This window comes from Pseudovibrio sp. POLY-S9 (assembly GCF_001431305.1).
In the GTDB taxonomy this organism is placed as follows: Bacteria; Pseudomonadota; Alphaproteobacteria; order Rhizobiales; family Stappiaceae; genus Pseudovibrio.
The window spans coordinates 210,683-224,921 of the sequence record NZ_LCWX01000145.1 but is presented as its reverse complement, the minus strand read 5'-3'; the positions used below and the strand labels follow the sequence as shown (position 1 = coordinate 224,921).

General features: G+C 51.2%; 13 protein-coding genes and 1 pseudogene. 9 read left to right on the top strand and 5 right to left on the bottom strand.

What is annotated here, in order from left to right; all coding sequences use genetic code 11:
• Positions 1-7: 7 nt before the first annotated feature.
• From recF to gyrB, 5 genes are all read left to right on the top strand, one after another.
• Entirely contained in the window at positions 8-1,138 is a 1,131-nt protein-coding gene (gene recF, locus PPL9_RS13290; RefSeq protein ID WP_057463133.1) for a DNA replication/repair protein RecF, read from the top strand.
• A gap of 167 nt (positions 1,139-1,305) precedes the next feature.
• Complete coding sequence (locus PPL9_RS13285; protein ID WP_057463132.1) at positions 1,306-1,938, top strand: LysE family translocator; 633 nt, start codon at positions 1,306-1,308, stop codon at positions 1,936-1,938.
• Between the two features lie 13 nt (positions 1,939-1,951).
• Complete coding sequence (locus PPL9_RS13280) at positions 1,952-2,572, top strand: LysE family translocator (RefSeq protein WP_057463131.1); 621 nt, start codon at positions 1,952-1,954, stop codon at positions 2,570-2,572.
• Between the two features lie 89 nt (positions 2,573-2,661).
• Positions 2,662-3,258: a LysE family translocator gene (locus PPL9_RS13275; protein WP_057463130.1), complete on the top strand. Its 597-nt coding sequence runs from the start codon at positions 2,662-2,664 to the stop codon at positions 3,256-3,258.
• A 244-nt stretch (positions 3,259-3,502) separates the two neighbouring features.
• Complete coding sequence (gyrB, locus tag PPL9_RS13270) at positions 3,503-5,956, top strand: DNA topoisomerase (ATP-hydrolyzing) subunit B (protein WP_057463129.1); 2,454 nt, start codon at positions 3,503-3,505, stop codon at positions 5,954-5,956.
• A gap of 91 nt (positions 5,957-6,047) precedes the next feature.
• Here the strand turns inward: gyrB and PPL9_RS13265 are convergent, their stop codons facing one another.
• The 4 genes from PPL9_RS13265 to PPL9_RS13250 form a co-directional block, all read right to left on the bottom strand.
• A complete protein-coding gene (locus PPL9_RS13265; protein ID WP_057463128.1) occupies positions 6,048-6,764 on the bottom strand; it encodes a GntR family transcriptional regulator in 717 nt (238 codons plus the stop codon).
• Between the two features lie 366 nt (positions 6,765-7,130).
• Positions 7,131-7,568: a PaaI family thioesterase gene (locus tag PPL9_RS13260; protein WP_057463127.1), complete on the bottom strand. Its 438-nt coding sequence runs from the start codon at positions 7,566-7,568 to the stop codon at positions 7,131-7,133.
• 118 nt (positions 7,569-7,686) lie between these two features.
• On the bottom strand, positions 7,687-8,091 hold the full coding sequence (locus PPL9_RS13255) for a MarR family transcriptional regulator (protein WP_057463126.1): 405 nt from the start codon (positions 8,089-8,091) through the stop codon (positions 7,687-7,689).
• A gap of 122 nt (positions 8,092-8,213) precedes the next feature.
• Positions 8,214-8,537: an antibiotic biosynthesis monooxygenase gene (locus PPL9_RS13250; protein WP_057463125.1), complete on the bottom strand. Its 324-nt coding sequence runs from the start codon at positions 8,535-8,537 to the stop codon at positions 8,214-8,216.
• 412 nt (positions 8,538-8,949) lie between these two features.
• Here PPL9_RS13250 and PPL9_RS13245 point away from each other — a divergent pair, with 412 nt between their 5' ends.
• From PPL9_RS13245 to PPL9_RS13235, 3 genes are read left to right on the top strand one after another with little or no spacing between them, the layout of a single operon-like run.
• Positions 8,950-9,864 carry an ABC transporter substrate-binding protein gene (locus PPL9_RS13245; protein WP_244273391.1) on the top strand — a complete coding sequence of 305 codons (915 nt, stop codon included), beginning with the start codon at positions 8,950-8,952 and terminating at the stop codon, positions 9,862-9,864.
• 12 nt (positions 9,865-9,876) lie between these two features.
• Positions 9,877-10,968 (top strand): iron ABC transporter permease, encoded by a 1,092-nt coding sequence (locus PPL9_RS13240; RefSeq protein WP_057463124.1) that lies wholly within the window; start codon positions 9,877-9,879, stop codon positions 10,966-10,968.
• Positions 10,969-10,989: 21 nt separating this feature from the next.
• Entirely contained in the window at positions 10,990-11,802 is an 813-nt protein-coding gene (locus PPL9_RS13235; protein ID WP_057463123.1) for a heme ABC transporter ATP-binding protein, read from the top strand.
• A gap of 92 nt (positions 11,803-11,894) precedes the next feature.
• Here PPL9_RS13235 and PPL9_RS13230 read toward each other — a convergent pair whose 3' ends face one another.
• Positions 11,895-12,110 carry a hypothetical protein gene (locus PPL9_RS13230; protein ID WP_057463122.1) on the bottom strand — a complete coding sequence of 72 codons (216 nt, stop codon included), beginning with the start codon at positions 12,108-12,110 and terminating at the stop codon, positions 11,895-11,897.
• A gap of 625 nt (positions 12,111-12,735) precedes the next feature.
• Here PPL9_RS13230 and PPL9_RS33305 point away from each other — a divergent pair.
• Positions 12,736-14,239: pseudogene (locus PPL9_RS33305) on the top strand (1,4-beta-glucanase); the annotation flags it as partial.

Here is a 14,239-nt window from a genome sequence, read left to right as displayed (position 1 = left end):
AGCCTGAATGTCGGATCCAGTGCCTGTGGCGCTTACTCGCCTCGCGCTAACGGATTTTCGAAACTACAACGCAACGAGCGTTGAGTTGAACAGCCGAATGGTCGCTTTTGTTGGCGATAACGGCGCAGGCAAAACCAATATTCTCGAAGCAATCTCCTTTCTCTCCGCTGGTCGTGGTCTCCGCCGCGCAACACTGGGTGATATCGCCCGCGCCGACGGATCTGGCGGCTGGGCTGTCAGCGCGATCTTGGATGGAGAATTTGGTGAGACCCGCATCGGTACAGGTTTAACTGCCGGAGAACCGGGACGCCGCGTCCGCATTGACAGCGAAGAAGCTCGTTCTTCCGAAGCTCTTCTGGAATACCTTCGTGTTTTGTGGCTGGTCCCGTCCATGGATGGCCTGTTTACGGGCTCAGCCTCTGATCGACGCAAATTTCTCGATCGTCTGGTCCTCTCCCTCAATCCCTCTCATGGCAGAATGGTTGCAAGCTTTGAAAAAGCATTGCGCCAGCGAAATCGCCTGTTGTCTGAGGGCGGAACACCCGAGTATCTGGATGCCATCGAAGCGCAGGTTGCTGAACTGGGCACCGCTGTCGCTCTGGCTCGTAGTGAAACCGTGAGTTTGCTGGCCAAAACACTGGAAGCACAAAAGCAGCTTGGCCTCCCCTTCCCGTCCGCAGAAATCCACCTGCAAGGCGCGTTTGAAACCGCGACCATCGGCATGAGCGCATCAGATCGGGAAGATTGCTATCGGGATTTGCTGGTGGAAGGCCGCTTCCGCGACCGTGCCGCCGGACGTACTCTGGATGGTCCGCACCGCTCTGACCTTTACGTGGTTCATAGCGAAAAGCAAATGCCCGCCGCGCAAGCTTCAACTGGAGAGCAAAAAGCGCTTCTGATTGGCTTGGTTTTGGCACATGCAGACCTCACCTCATCGATCTCCGGCATGACCCCGATCCTGCTGCTGGATGAAGTTGCGGCCCATCTGGACCCCGGCCGCCGCGAAGCTCTCTTTACACGGCTGGAAGTTCTGGGTGGTCAGGTTTTCATGACTGGCACCGATGAAAACCTCTTCAAAGACCTGCCAAGTGCCGCACAGATTTTTGAGGTTGCAAACGGTGGTATTGCGCTAAGCTAAAAGTGCCATCATTGAGCTGGCTTGAAGGCAAGCCGCTTTTATCTCGCTTGTCAGAGAAATATCCTTGTGATTAGTCTTGGGTGGTATTCTGGAAAAGCAGAGACAAGCTTTCCGATGAGAATACGCAAACTGCGTTAAGCGCTCTATCTCTGACCTAAGTGATCCCCATGGACTTGCAAATTCTCCTCGTATTTGGGGCAACTCTGTTTGTTGTTGCCATCACACCTGGCCCTGCGATTACGGCACTGGTTTCGCGTACACTCGGTTTTGGGTTGCAAGGCACTCTCACATTTGTCTCTGGCATGCTGATTGGCAGCATGTGTCTGTTTATTCTGGAAATCCTGGGCCTGGCAAAACTGGCGAGTACTTATGTACTGGCGTTCACCATCGTTAAGTATGCAGGCGCTGCCTATTTGCTGTTTCTGGCTTGGAAGCTCTGGCGTGCCAGTGGTCTGCAGACAGCGCAGGCAACTGAAGGCACCGCCGCCATAACGCCAAACACCAAAAGCAATGCCAAAACGCTGGTCTCTGGCATGTTGATCACGCTTTCCAACCCTAAAGGCCTGCTGTTCTACGCGGCATTGATGCCAAGCGTGGTGCCTATGGAAACCATCACGACCATTGGTTTGGTTGAATTGATGTTTGTTACGCTTGCTGTGTTGTCACTGGTCTTTGCAATCTATATTGGTGTGACCGTACGGGCACGAAGCCTCCTGACCTCAGAAAAAGCCGTAAAACGATTGAATAAGAGCGCGAGTGTCGCAATGTTTGGCACCGCTGCTGCAATCGTGGCACGATAAAAAGAGCAATAAAATGGAATTGGCAGTTCTTTTGTTTTTTGCAGGAACGTTGTTCGCTGCAGCCATCACACCGGGCCCCGGCATCGCCGCTTTGCTCGCCCGTATTTTCGGACAAGGCATGCGTGGCACACCTATGTTCGTTGTCGGTATGATCTGTGGTGATCTGTTCTGGTTCACGCTCGCAATCATGGGGCTGGCAGCTATTGCGACCAACTACGCGATCATTTTCATGGCGCTTAAATGGGTTGGAGCTGCCTATCTGCTTTACGTCGCCTGGGGTATGTGGAACTCAAAAGGCGTAACTCCAACGCAAGATGGTGCTACTGCTGTGGAGGCATCCTCACGTTTTACAGCCTTGCTTGCTGGTCTCTCAATGAACCTGTCCAACCCAAAGGTCGTGATCTTTTATATGGCGCTGATGCCGAACATCGTACCCATGGATAAGATCAACCTGCTGGCTTATTGGGAACTGGCAGCAACTATGGCCAGTGTGTTGTTCATCGTCTTCGGCATCTATGCCTATCTGGCGGTCTCTGCAAAGAAGCTGATTTCGTCGCAAAAAGCATTCCAGCGCCTGAACAGAAGTTCCAGCGTGGTGATGGTCGGCGTGGCAGCAACCATGGTCACCCGCTGAGCAATCAGCCTTTTAATACGGCGCTTGCTGAAGACTGCGGCGCCGTAAACTGAAAGTGCTCGTCACCACGAAAGAACGGCCGCAGTTTTATGGATGTAACCAGCCTTGCCCTGTTCGGTGGCACGCTTTTCATACTAGCAATCATCGCCCGCGCTATGAGCTTTGGCAGCAGCGGTGCAGTGCTGTTCTGTTTGGGGCTGTTGAGCGGTGATCTGCTCTGGTTCTCCATGGCTGCACTGGGACTAGCAGCAATTGCCAGCAGTTTCTCCGAGGCATTCGCGGTGTTGCAGTGGCTTGGTGCTGCGTATCTCACCTACATTGCATGGGGCATCTGGAAGAGTGCAAATGCAGCTCCTTCTGAGGATTACAGCAACTCAATCCCACCACAATCTTCTGCGAAGACATCCTTGTTTGCTGGGTTATTGTTCAACCTGTCAAACCCCAAGGCAATCATGTTCTACCTCGCGCTCATGCCCAATTTGGTCAGTGTTGAGGAAATGAGCCTGCTGGGCTTTGTTGAGCTCGCCGCTGTGCTGTCAGCCATCTTACTGATCATCAACGGTGCCTATTCATTTCTGGCAGTCAAATTTTGCCAGTTCTTGAGGTCAGAAAAGACGATGTACCTGATTAATCGACTAGCTTCTCTGGGACTTCTCGGCATCGCTGTCCTGATGATTACACGGTAGCAATATCACCGTTAAGTCGTTTCAATTTTCAGAAAATGCCAGGCACAAAAATGAAAACTTGGGGTGCTAATCGTGCAAGCAAATCCATGGGATGCACGCTAAGGAAATTATCCCCCCTTAAAAATAGTGTTTATGCAATATTTCCCTTGGTTTACGAGCGCTTAAACTCCCAGATTGCTTGAACCATTTGCCCAACCAATTATAACATGAACCCTAATGAAAACCGTTGTGTGAAGTGATTCGAATGAGCGAAACGTCGACCCCTGAAAATGGCGGACCTGAGCAGGAAAATGGCGCAGGTGAATACGGTGCAGATTCCATCAAAGTGCTGAAAGGCCTGGATGCTGTACGTAAACGCCCCGGCATGTATATCGGTGATACCGATGATGGCTCGGGCCTGCACCATATGGTCTATGAGGTTGTCGACAACTCCATCGATGAAGCGCTGGCCGGTCATGCTGATTATGTGACCGTTACGTTGAACGCTGATGGTTCTGTCTCGGTAACCGATAACGGACGCGGTATTCCGGTAGATATTCACTCGGAAGAGGGAATTTCTGCGGCTGAAGTTATTATGACTCAGCTCCACGCTGGTGGTAAGTTTGACAGCAACTCCTACAAAGTATCCGGCGGCCTGCATGGTGTGGGTGTTTCTGTGGTGAACGCACTGTCCACCACATTGGAGCTGCGTGTATTCCGCAATGACAAAGAGCATTTCCTGCGCTTCCATCACGGTGAGGCTGAAGCTCCTTTGAAAGTTGTCGGCGACGCTCCGGGTAAATCCGGTACTGAGGTGACCTTCACTCCATCTCCTCAAACCTTCACTAAAATTGAGTTTGATTACGACACCCTTGAGCACCGCCTGCGCGAGCTGGCCTTCCTCAACTCCGGTGCCCGTATCATCCTGACAGATAATCGTGGTGTTGAGCCTCGCGTTGAAGAGCTCTACTACGAAGGTGGTCTGGAAGCTTTCGTTCGTTATCTGGATCGTGCCAAGCACCCACTCATCGAAGAGCCTGTTACAATGATTGCCGAAAAAGACGGCATCACTGTAGAAGTGGCGATGTGGTGGAACTCCAGTTATCACGAAAACGTTCTTTGCTTCACAAACAACATCCCACAGCGTGATGGTGGTACGCACCTTGCTGGTTTCCGCGCCGCTCTGACACGTCAGTTGACCGGCTATGCAGATTCATCAGGGATCCTGAAGCGTGAGAAAGTAAACCCAACTGGCGAAGATTGCCGCGAAGGTCTGTCCTGCGTGCTTTCTGTAAAAGTGCCTGATCCAAAGTTCTCCTCCCAGACCAAAGACAAGCTGGTTTCCTCAGAAGTCCGTCCGGTGGTTGAGAACCTCGTTGGTGAAGCGCTGTCTACATGGCTGGAAGAAAACCCGGCCCCAGCAAAGTCCATTGTTTCCAAAGTGGTGGAAGCTGCGAGCGCTCGCGAAGCTGCTCGTAAAGCTCGCGAGCTCACACGCCGCAAAGGCGCGCTGGATATCGCGTCCCTACCCGGTAAGCTGGCCGATTGTCAGGAGCGCGATGCTTCTAAAGCTGAACTCTTCATAGTGGAGGGTGATTCCGCGGGTGGCTCTGCCAAACAGGGCCGTGACAGATCAAATCAGGCTGTGCTGCCGCTGAAGGGTAAGATCCTGAACGTCGAACGCGCGCGTTTTGATAAAATGATCTCCTCGCAGGAAATCGGCACGCTGATCACTGCATTGGGAACAGGTATCGGCAACGAGGAATTCAACCTCGAAAAGCTCCGCTACCATAAGATCATCATCATGACCGATGCGGACGTCGACGGTGCGCACATTCGTACGCTTCTGTTGACCTTCCTCTTCCGTCAGATGCCTGATCTGATTGAAAACGGCTACGTCTATATCGCTCAGCCTCCGCTTTATAAGGTTACGCGCGGCAAGTCCGAGCAGTACCTGAAAGATGAAGCGGCCTTTGAAGAATACCTGATCGGCAGTGGTCTGGATGAGACGTCACTCAGCCTTGCAAGCGGCGAAGTGCGCATGGGTGAAGACCTGCGTAGCGTCGTTAATGAGGCTCGTGAAATCTCCGACGTTCTCAACGGCCTGCATTCCCGCTACAACAAAGCTGTCGTCGAACAGGCTGCAATTGCCGGTGCGCTGAACTCCGACAACCTGCACAACCACGAAAAAGCGCAGGAAGCTGCTGCTTACATCGCGCGTCGCCTGGACATTCTGGCTGACGAGTTTGAGCGTGGTTGGGAAGGTGAAGCAACTGAAGAGGGTGATCTCATCTTCAGCCGTGTTGTTCGCGGCGTGAAAGAAGTCACCACGATTGATGCTGCTCTGCTCGGTTCCGCAGATGCCCGTCGTCTCGACAGCTACTTCAAGCATCTGGATGAGGTCTATCACAAGGCTGCATCCTTGGTGCGCAAAGACAAGTCTGTCGAAATTCGCGGCCCACAAGCCCTACTGGAGGCTGTTTACGCGCAAGGGCGTCGTGGCATCTCCATGCAGCGCTATAAGGGACTGGGTGAGATGAACCCAGAACAGCTTTGGGAAACCACGCTAGACCCGAATGTACGCTCTTTGCTGCAGGTGAAGATCAAGGAAGCTGACGCAGCTGATGACATCTTTACCAAGCTGATGGGCGATGAAGTTGAACCACGCCGCGATTTCATTCAAACCAACGCTCTATCTGTTGCGAACCTCGACGTCTAAGCAACGCACAAGCGTAACAAACAACAAAAGCCGGATGCTTCTGCACTCCGGCTTTTTTCATGCGCTGCTCCAGCGGAAAGCTGGTGACGGTCTAAATGGAAAGACTAAGGAAGGTGTGCTCTGACATCCAGCGATCGAACAGGAAGCTCACATGCCCACGCGCAGCGTTTGCAGCTTCTTCAGGCGTACCATTGCAGTGCGTTTCGATGATCGCAATATGCTTTTCATGAATGTCAGCACCATTGAGTGGAATGTCTCGGTGAGACAGCGTCACACGATGCATATGGAGCGCACAACGTTCCAGAATTGGCTCTAATCCGCGTAAGTTTGCCTGACGGAACAGGGTTGCATGGAAGAGGCGGTCATAAGCGCTGCAAAGAAACACCTCGTTGTCATCGGCTGCCTGGCACATAGCATCCAGAATTTCAAAGAGCCGGTCGCGCGTCTCGCCTGAAATGTTAGAGGCAATCATTCGTCCGGCTTGCTCTTCCAGCTGCATGCGGATTTTGACAATCTCGACAGCTTCAGCGCGGCTGATACCCGCAACGCGAGTACCTTTGTAATCGTGCCGTACCACCAAGCCGGACTGCTGAAGTTTAAGCAAGGCCTCACGTACAGTTCCCTGCGCGCAATCACACGCATCAGCTACCGTCTGTTCGGCAATTGCTTCACCAGGCTTAAGAGCACCAACGATGATCTGTTCTTCCAGATAAAGATAGACAGCGTCACTTTTACGATTGCTGGTGGATGACCAGGGAGAAATTCCAAAGCGAGAAACGAGGGAGCGGTCCGAGATCGAGTGCAGCATGACAGAAAGCGCTTTTTTTTGGATAGAGACGAATCCGAGAGCACATTACACTAAATAGCTTCGGATTTCTCATCACAGGAACACCATAAGCACGTATAGCGTGTAAACTATGTTACGTGCAATTGTAAAATATAGTTCCTTAGGGGTAGGGCGTATTGTTGCGCCCTTCATTGTAACTATTATTTAATCGAATAAAAAGACACAATTTCAAGGCTATAAATTCTAATTAATTGGCAGTTTTGAAGAGTTTCAACCAACGGAACAGGAAATATAGCAGACAAAAATAAATTAATTTAGCCAGCTAATTTGTCCACAAAAGAAGGAGCACATAGAGGCGATTATGTGCTCCTATCCAAAACTATGCGATCAGGATTCTGGTTTGATCATCACAGTTCCAGAAGCGTAGGCGTAAATTTTGCCTTCTTCGTCGACGATTTCTCCGGCAGAGATCCCGGTCTGGCGCGTCATGCTGACCACGCGGCCTTCAGCGTAAAGAACCTGCCCTACCTTAATGGGACGTATGTACTTGACGTTGAGTTCTGAGGTGCCGCGAAAATTGAAGGCGTCTTTGAGCTTGGTCTGAACCGCAAGAGAAAGAACGGAATCCAGCGCTGTCGCAGCATAGCCGCCATGCACTGTGCCGCCCGGATTGAGATGATCATTCGTTGGCATGCATTTAAAACGAACCAGACCATCCTCGATGCAATCAAGGTCTACATTCATGGTTTCCGCCATTGGCGGACGATTGCCCGCTTTCTGCATGGCTTTCAGGAACTCCAGTCCTGACATCACTTTTACATCCATCTTTTCAATCCGTCCTATTGAAAATTTTTGAGATAAAGGCGTAATCCTGCAAGTGATTGCTGGTGTTCAATCAGATTACGCAATGAAAATAATGCTCAAATGAATTTGAGCGCCCAGCCTAAAGTCGGGTGAGAAGCGCCTTGAGATCGTCCCTCTCACGATCACTCAGCTCCGCAAGAAATCTGGCGTTCGCGTCTTCGGTTAAACTGTCAAGAATTTCGGAAACTTCCTGACCTTGCTTGGTGAGGAAAATATGCTGAGTCCGTCGGTCTTCCGGGCTTGCTTTGCGCTCCAGATACCCGGCGGGGCAAAGCCGGTCCAGCACACCGGTAAGTGTTGCATTGTCCAGTTCGGCAGCCTTGCCCAATTGAGACGTTGTGCATCCGTCTTGAACAGCAAGGGCTTGCAACACAATAGATTGGACCGGTGTGAGCCCCAGTTCTTCCAGTTGCTTCTTGTAGAACCGCGCACCACTTCTGGCGCTGCGGGAAAGCAGATAAAAAATGCAATTATCTAAACGCATCTCAGACACTCCATAAATTTTGCATGCAAATAGTTTGCATACAAAGTATAGCGGCGCAATTGATACTTTGGACGGGGGAGAAAGGAAGCTACAGCAAGTTGTAGCTTCCAGTCAGGAAGGCTTTAAGCGACTTCGCGGGTCTCGGTCAGGATGACTTCAAAGCCTTCAAAGTGTGGGCCTCCCAGATAGAAGTTCATGCGGGTGCCAGCGCCTTTATGGGCAGACGCAAACGCTTCAGACTTCGTCCAGCCGACAAAATTCTCATAGGTATCCCAGGTGGTATGGGATGCATAAAGGGTATGGTCTTCAGCTGTCTCGCCTTTGAGCATACGAAATTCGATGTAGCCGGGAACGGAGCTCAGGTGACGCTCACGATTTTTCCAAACGGTTTCAAACTCTTCTTCTTTGCCCCGCACCACGCGGAAACGGTTCATTGCGATGTACACGCCGGAACTCCTTAGCCAATTAGTACATGAGCTTTTCCAGTCAAAAGCTCAGCAAAGTTTCAGGTCTTCAGAGCCACTCTCAAAACACATACCACAATAGGAATGGGAGGGGTATGCGGAGGCTGGCTAGCGATTTAAACCGCTTGGCTGGCAAAATGGTCTTAACGATACGCCTTTAAAAGGCTCTCGATCCGCGTATGTAGAAAAATATGAATCTAGTAGTCAAGTATTATTTCTTATATTTGCCTGTCTTCCTTCCCAGCTCAATTTAGAGATTGACCCGATATATAAATATGAGTATTTCACTCATGTTATTTTGAAAGATAGCGTTTTACAAACTGGGCGAATTTGGGAAGCCAGAAGCCACTCATGCCCGAAGGAATGAAATACCTCCTCTCAAATGGGTGCTACCATGCGTGTTCTAACCAGAGCCCTCGATTCATTTTCTCTCATGCTTCCTTATGTGGCCGCAGCGCTCCTGAGCTTGTTCTTTGGAATGTTCATCGGTCAGGTCCAGGCTGAGGGCACACAAAATGATCAGCGCATTATCTCGATTGGCTCATCTCTGACAGAAATTGTCTACGCACTGGAAGCTCAGGATCGACTGGCCGCTGTCGACACCACTAGTCTCTATCCCGAGGAAGCAACAAAGCTTCCCAATGTCGGCTACATGAGAGCTCTCAGTGCAGAAGGTGTGCTCGCAACCAATCCAGATCATATCCTCATGATGGAAGGTTCAGGCCCATCAACAGCGGTTGATGTCCTCAAAGCGGCCTCTATCAAGCTGACGGAAGTGAAAGAGGTTTACTCCCCGGAAGGCATTCTTGAGAAGATTGATGTGGTCGGAACCGCATTGCAGCTTCCAGAGGAAACAAAAGCGCTGAAAGCGAAGGTCAAAGCAGATCTTGATGAGGCAATAGCCTACGCACATCAGCAAGCAAAACCGCTCAAAGTTGTCTTTGTCATCTCTGAAGGGGGTGGAAAACCGCTGGTTGCAGGCCGCGAAACAGGGGCTCATGCCGTAATCGGACTGGCTGGTGCAACCAATGTGTTTGCAAACCTGCGCGGCTACAAACCAGTCTCCAAAGAAGCGCTGATTGCAGCCGCTCCTGATGTTGTGATGATGATGTCTCGTCCGGGCTCAAGCGACCAATCAGACATTCTCAAAGAACCAGGTTTCAACCTCACCCCTGCAGGCCTAAACGGCAACCTCATCGTCATGGACGGCGTCTATCTCCTCGGCTTTGGCCCTCGCACAGCGCAAGCCCTTCGAGATCTGAGCGATCGCTTTGTGAAAATCGCAGCTAAATCTGACGTAAAATCGTGAGGTCAGGCTGCAATGAGTGAGATGACACTGTCTGAGGCGTTCAAGTCACCAGTAACCCATGCAAGAACAAGCAGAGAAATCTGCCAGCAGTACGCTGTTAAGGCACTGACTCTGTTGCTTTTGGTTGTCTGCTTCGTATCGCTGGCTGTTGGGCCAACTGAGGTATCGGTCTCACATATCCTCGGTGCAATTAACTACTGGCTCTTCGGTGATGAAACCGCACTCACGCTCCGAGACAAAGTCGTTCTGATGGATATTCGTATGCCAAGAACGGTTCTTGGCTGTCTTGTCGGCGCCTCTCTTGCTGCTTCCGGTGCGATGATGCAAGGCTTGTTCCGAAACCCCCTTGCTGATCCGGGTTTGGTGGGAGTTTCATCAGGTGCAGCCCTCGCCGCAGTCTGCGTGATCACTCTGTCTTCCGGTCTGCCGGCATGGATTTTGGATGGCTACTCGGTCTATCTCCTTCCGTGGGGCGCTTTTGTCGGCGGTGCTGCAACAACCGCCCTGCTCTACAAAGTCGCAACCCGTCGAGGTCAAACCTCCATCGCGACCATGTTGCTGGCTGGCATTGCGCTTGGCGCATTATCTGGTGCTGTCACAGGGTTTCTCGTTTTCGGTAGCACAGATGAAGAACTCAGAGACCTGACATTCTGGGGTATGGGCGGACTGGGAAGTTCCACGTGGCCAAGAGTTTGGTCCACACTTCCGTTTGCTCTGGCTGTGCTCGTTTCTCTCCCATTCATCGCAAAAGGTTTGAATGCATTTCTGTTGGGTGAAGCTGAAGCCTTTCATCTGGGGTTCAACACACAGCACCTCAAACGTTTGATTATTATTCTAGTTGCGGGTGCAACCGGAGCCTCTGTTGCGGCGGCTGGTGCAATTGGCTTTGTCGGGATTGTTGTGCCCCACGTCTTGAGACTGCTCATTGGACCAGACCACCGCTTCCTCCTGCCATCCTGTGCATTGCTCGGTGCATCCTTACTGGTTGCCGCTGATGTTGTTGCCAGAACGGTGGTTGCGCCTGCTGAACTGCCAATCGGCATCATCACAGCAATCATTGGCGCACCTGTGTTCCTTTCCATCCTGCTTGGCCGCAAAAACTAAGTCCAATTGTGAGGATCCCAGATGCTTGAGGCAATAAACATCACGGTTAGCGTTGGCACAAAAAAACTTCTCCGAGACGTCCACTTCCGCAGTTGTCCGGGAGAACTGACAGTAATCATCGGCCCCAATGGCGCCGGCAAATCGACGCTTCTCAAGTGCCTGACGGGTGATTTGTCGCCATCTGAAGGCGACGTAATGCTGGATGGAACGTCTATCTGGTCAGTCCCGGCAGTTGAGCTTGCAAGCCGCCGTGCGGTGTTGCCTCAAAGCTCGCAGCTGTCCTTTCCGTTCTCGGTTGAAGAGGTTGTTATGCTGGGTCTGGTCTCCGGCAGTCACGGCCTAAGCGCAAAGCAACTACGTCCACGCGTTCTGGAAGCTCTGGATCGTGTCGGCCTCACGTCGTACCTGAACAGGTACTATCAGGAACTGTCTGGCGGCGAAAAACAGCGTGTTCATTTGGCCCGTGTGCTTTGTCAGGTTTGGGAACCAAGACAAAATAGCCGTACCAACTATCTGTTTCTGGATGAACCGACCGCGAGTTTGGATCTAAAGCACCAGATCGACGTACTGGAGACAGGCCGCAAATACGCGAATGAAGGCGGCGGTGTTATCGCAGTCCTTCATGATATTGATCTGGCCTGCGTCTATGCCGACAAGATCTTTGTGCTGGACCACGGCAATCTGGTTGCCCACGGCACGCCGCAGGCTGTTGTAACAACCGACCTACTCCGCTCGGTCTACCATCTTGATGACCGCATGCTGAAAACCAAGTGGGGTCATCTGGCAAAGGGCCGGAACCTCGGCAAATCCTGGTCAGAGCTACGTCCGTCCTAAGTACAGAATAATCACGCTTTGCGGCCTGCGTTCCTGGATGGGCAACCCAGGCCGTTTGCTGTTCTGACTATACAAAAGCAGAGCAAGCGCCCTTAAAGATCGTCCCGCCGCTTAAGGCGCTCTTTCTCGATCTTCTCTTCTTCTTCACGAATGAGATTAAGCGGGTGGAGGGAAAACTCCCCTTTGATCGGTGCTTTGCGCCTGAGAACCCTGTAGCGGGCAGACCACCTGTTTTTCACGGCAAGAAACAAAAGGGCAATGGACGTAAAGCACAGAGCCAAAGCCATGCTGATAGCGATTGTGGCCATAGCTTCCTCCCAGAATGAACTAGTCACCATTCTCATTTTAGGGGCAAATGCCGATCCCTAAAATCAGCAATGTATGCGGGTAGAATTTTAGGGATTGTTTAGGCACTTTGAGTCGGAAGCTTGATAGTGCGTTCAGCACCTGTGATATCCGCATAATTCACAAGAATGTGTAGGTACATATCCTAAAGTAATACAAGCCAAATAAGGCAAATAAGGCACCTTAAACGCCAATAAAATACCAAAGATCTTTCTAAATCAATAGAATCGTTAAGCCGCGGAAATACTGAGAGAAAACAGAATCGTCAGATTCCAAAAACGGTATTCTGTGATGTAAAACATTGAATCTCAGAGATTTTTTTAAATTCGTCTGTAATAAATACTCCATTTTTCTTTCGAAATTTGGCCCCAATTTCCAGAAAAATCAGCCTCGTCGAACGCGGAAGCGATCAGATGCACTGCAAACAATGCGCTGTTGGAAACGCAAAGATCAAAATTGCAGTCAGATCGCATCAGCGTTCGTTTTTAACGAGAGCGGCTCGGTGAGCCTTCCGGACCTTAGCAATTCGGCTTGCTCCTTTAATTTCGGAGTTGTCTGGGACCTCTCAATAAAAACTGAGGGAATACAATGGACTATCGTGGCACATATGACGAATTCCGTGACGCATTGCGGGCTTTCGAATCCGGTTGGGATCGCGAAAGATACAACGACGGCAGAATTCAGGATTGGCAGCTCACTGAATGGGCAGGCGGTCCGGTGCAAGACTTCTTTCCAGAGTATGACAGTTGGGGGGATCTGAACGACGACCAATGGAGTGCGATGTCTTATCGCTCCACCAACTCACTTGGGTTCGTCGGCTACCAGTTCGGTGAAGCTCTGCTTATCGATCTGGGCTACTATGATGATGATGTCTTTTACGGCAACGGCGCATCCACCAACACTTGGGATGGCACCTGGACCGGTAAAAACGGCGTCGACTCACTAGAAGAGTTTATGACTCCTGAAGCACAGGAAGTTGCCATTCAGGAAGCATTTGGCTTCAATCTCCAGATTATCGAAAACGGATTGTCCAACAGCGGCCAGTCACTGGACGACTTTATTGGACAGGACTTTACCTACGAGCAGAACGGTCAGGATGTCAGCGTAACCCTCACACTGACGGGTATTTTGGCTGCTGCCCACTTGCGTGGTGCATACGGTACACTTGCTCTCCTGCAAGGCGGCAACGTTTCTCAGGATGAATACGGCACCTCAATTCTGCAGTATGTTGAGCAGTTTGGCGGCTTCGAAAGCCCAACTGTTGATGAAGCAATCGACTACTTCCAGGATCGTCTGACTGGTGAAGAAGGCCTGAACGGCACTCTGCCAGGCGTTGGTGTTCCAAAAGAAGATGCCGATGTGGTTGTCACATGGTCCTATGGTGAACAGGAAGTCGTCAACGACTTCGATACAGAAGATGGCGTGATCTTCGTTGACTGGATCAGCGCTGACCAGCTCGAAGTAACCGAGACACCAGACGGTGTGCTCTTCTCTATTCCGTCCAATGGCGGGCAGACGCTGCTCCTGGCCGGGGTTGCACTTGCTGACCTGACACTGGCAAACTTCTCCATTCAGGATGCATCAGCAGCTGAATTGATCAGAGACCTTGTTGGCGGAAACACTCAGCCTGAAGAACCAACCGATCCTGTTGATCCGGTAGACCCTGTGGATCCGGTTGATCCCGTTGACCCGGTAGATCCTGTCGACCCGGTTGATCCAGGTGATGGTGACGATGGTCATGGTCATCCAGGCGATGGCGATGATGGACATGGTGGCCATACTGGCGACATGTATATGCTCGGTCTGGACAGTGAGTCTCAGGTCATCGCAGACTTCGATCCATCCTCTGACATGATCCATATTCTGGAAGGTGTGACTGGCGAACAGTTTGAAATCTTCGAGGAAAGTGGCGACGCACTCGGACAAACAGTCCGCATTGTGATCACTGATCAGTTCGGTAACATCATGTCCACCACCATCTTCCAGGGGGTGACACTCTCCGATCTGTCTTTGGCAAACTTCTCTGTCGCAGACCAGTCTGCGTTCAACGAAGTTGTCTCTGCCATTGGTGAGACCGTTGAAGTGCCAGACC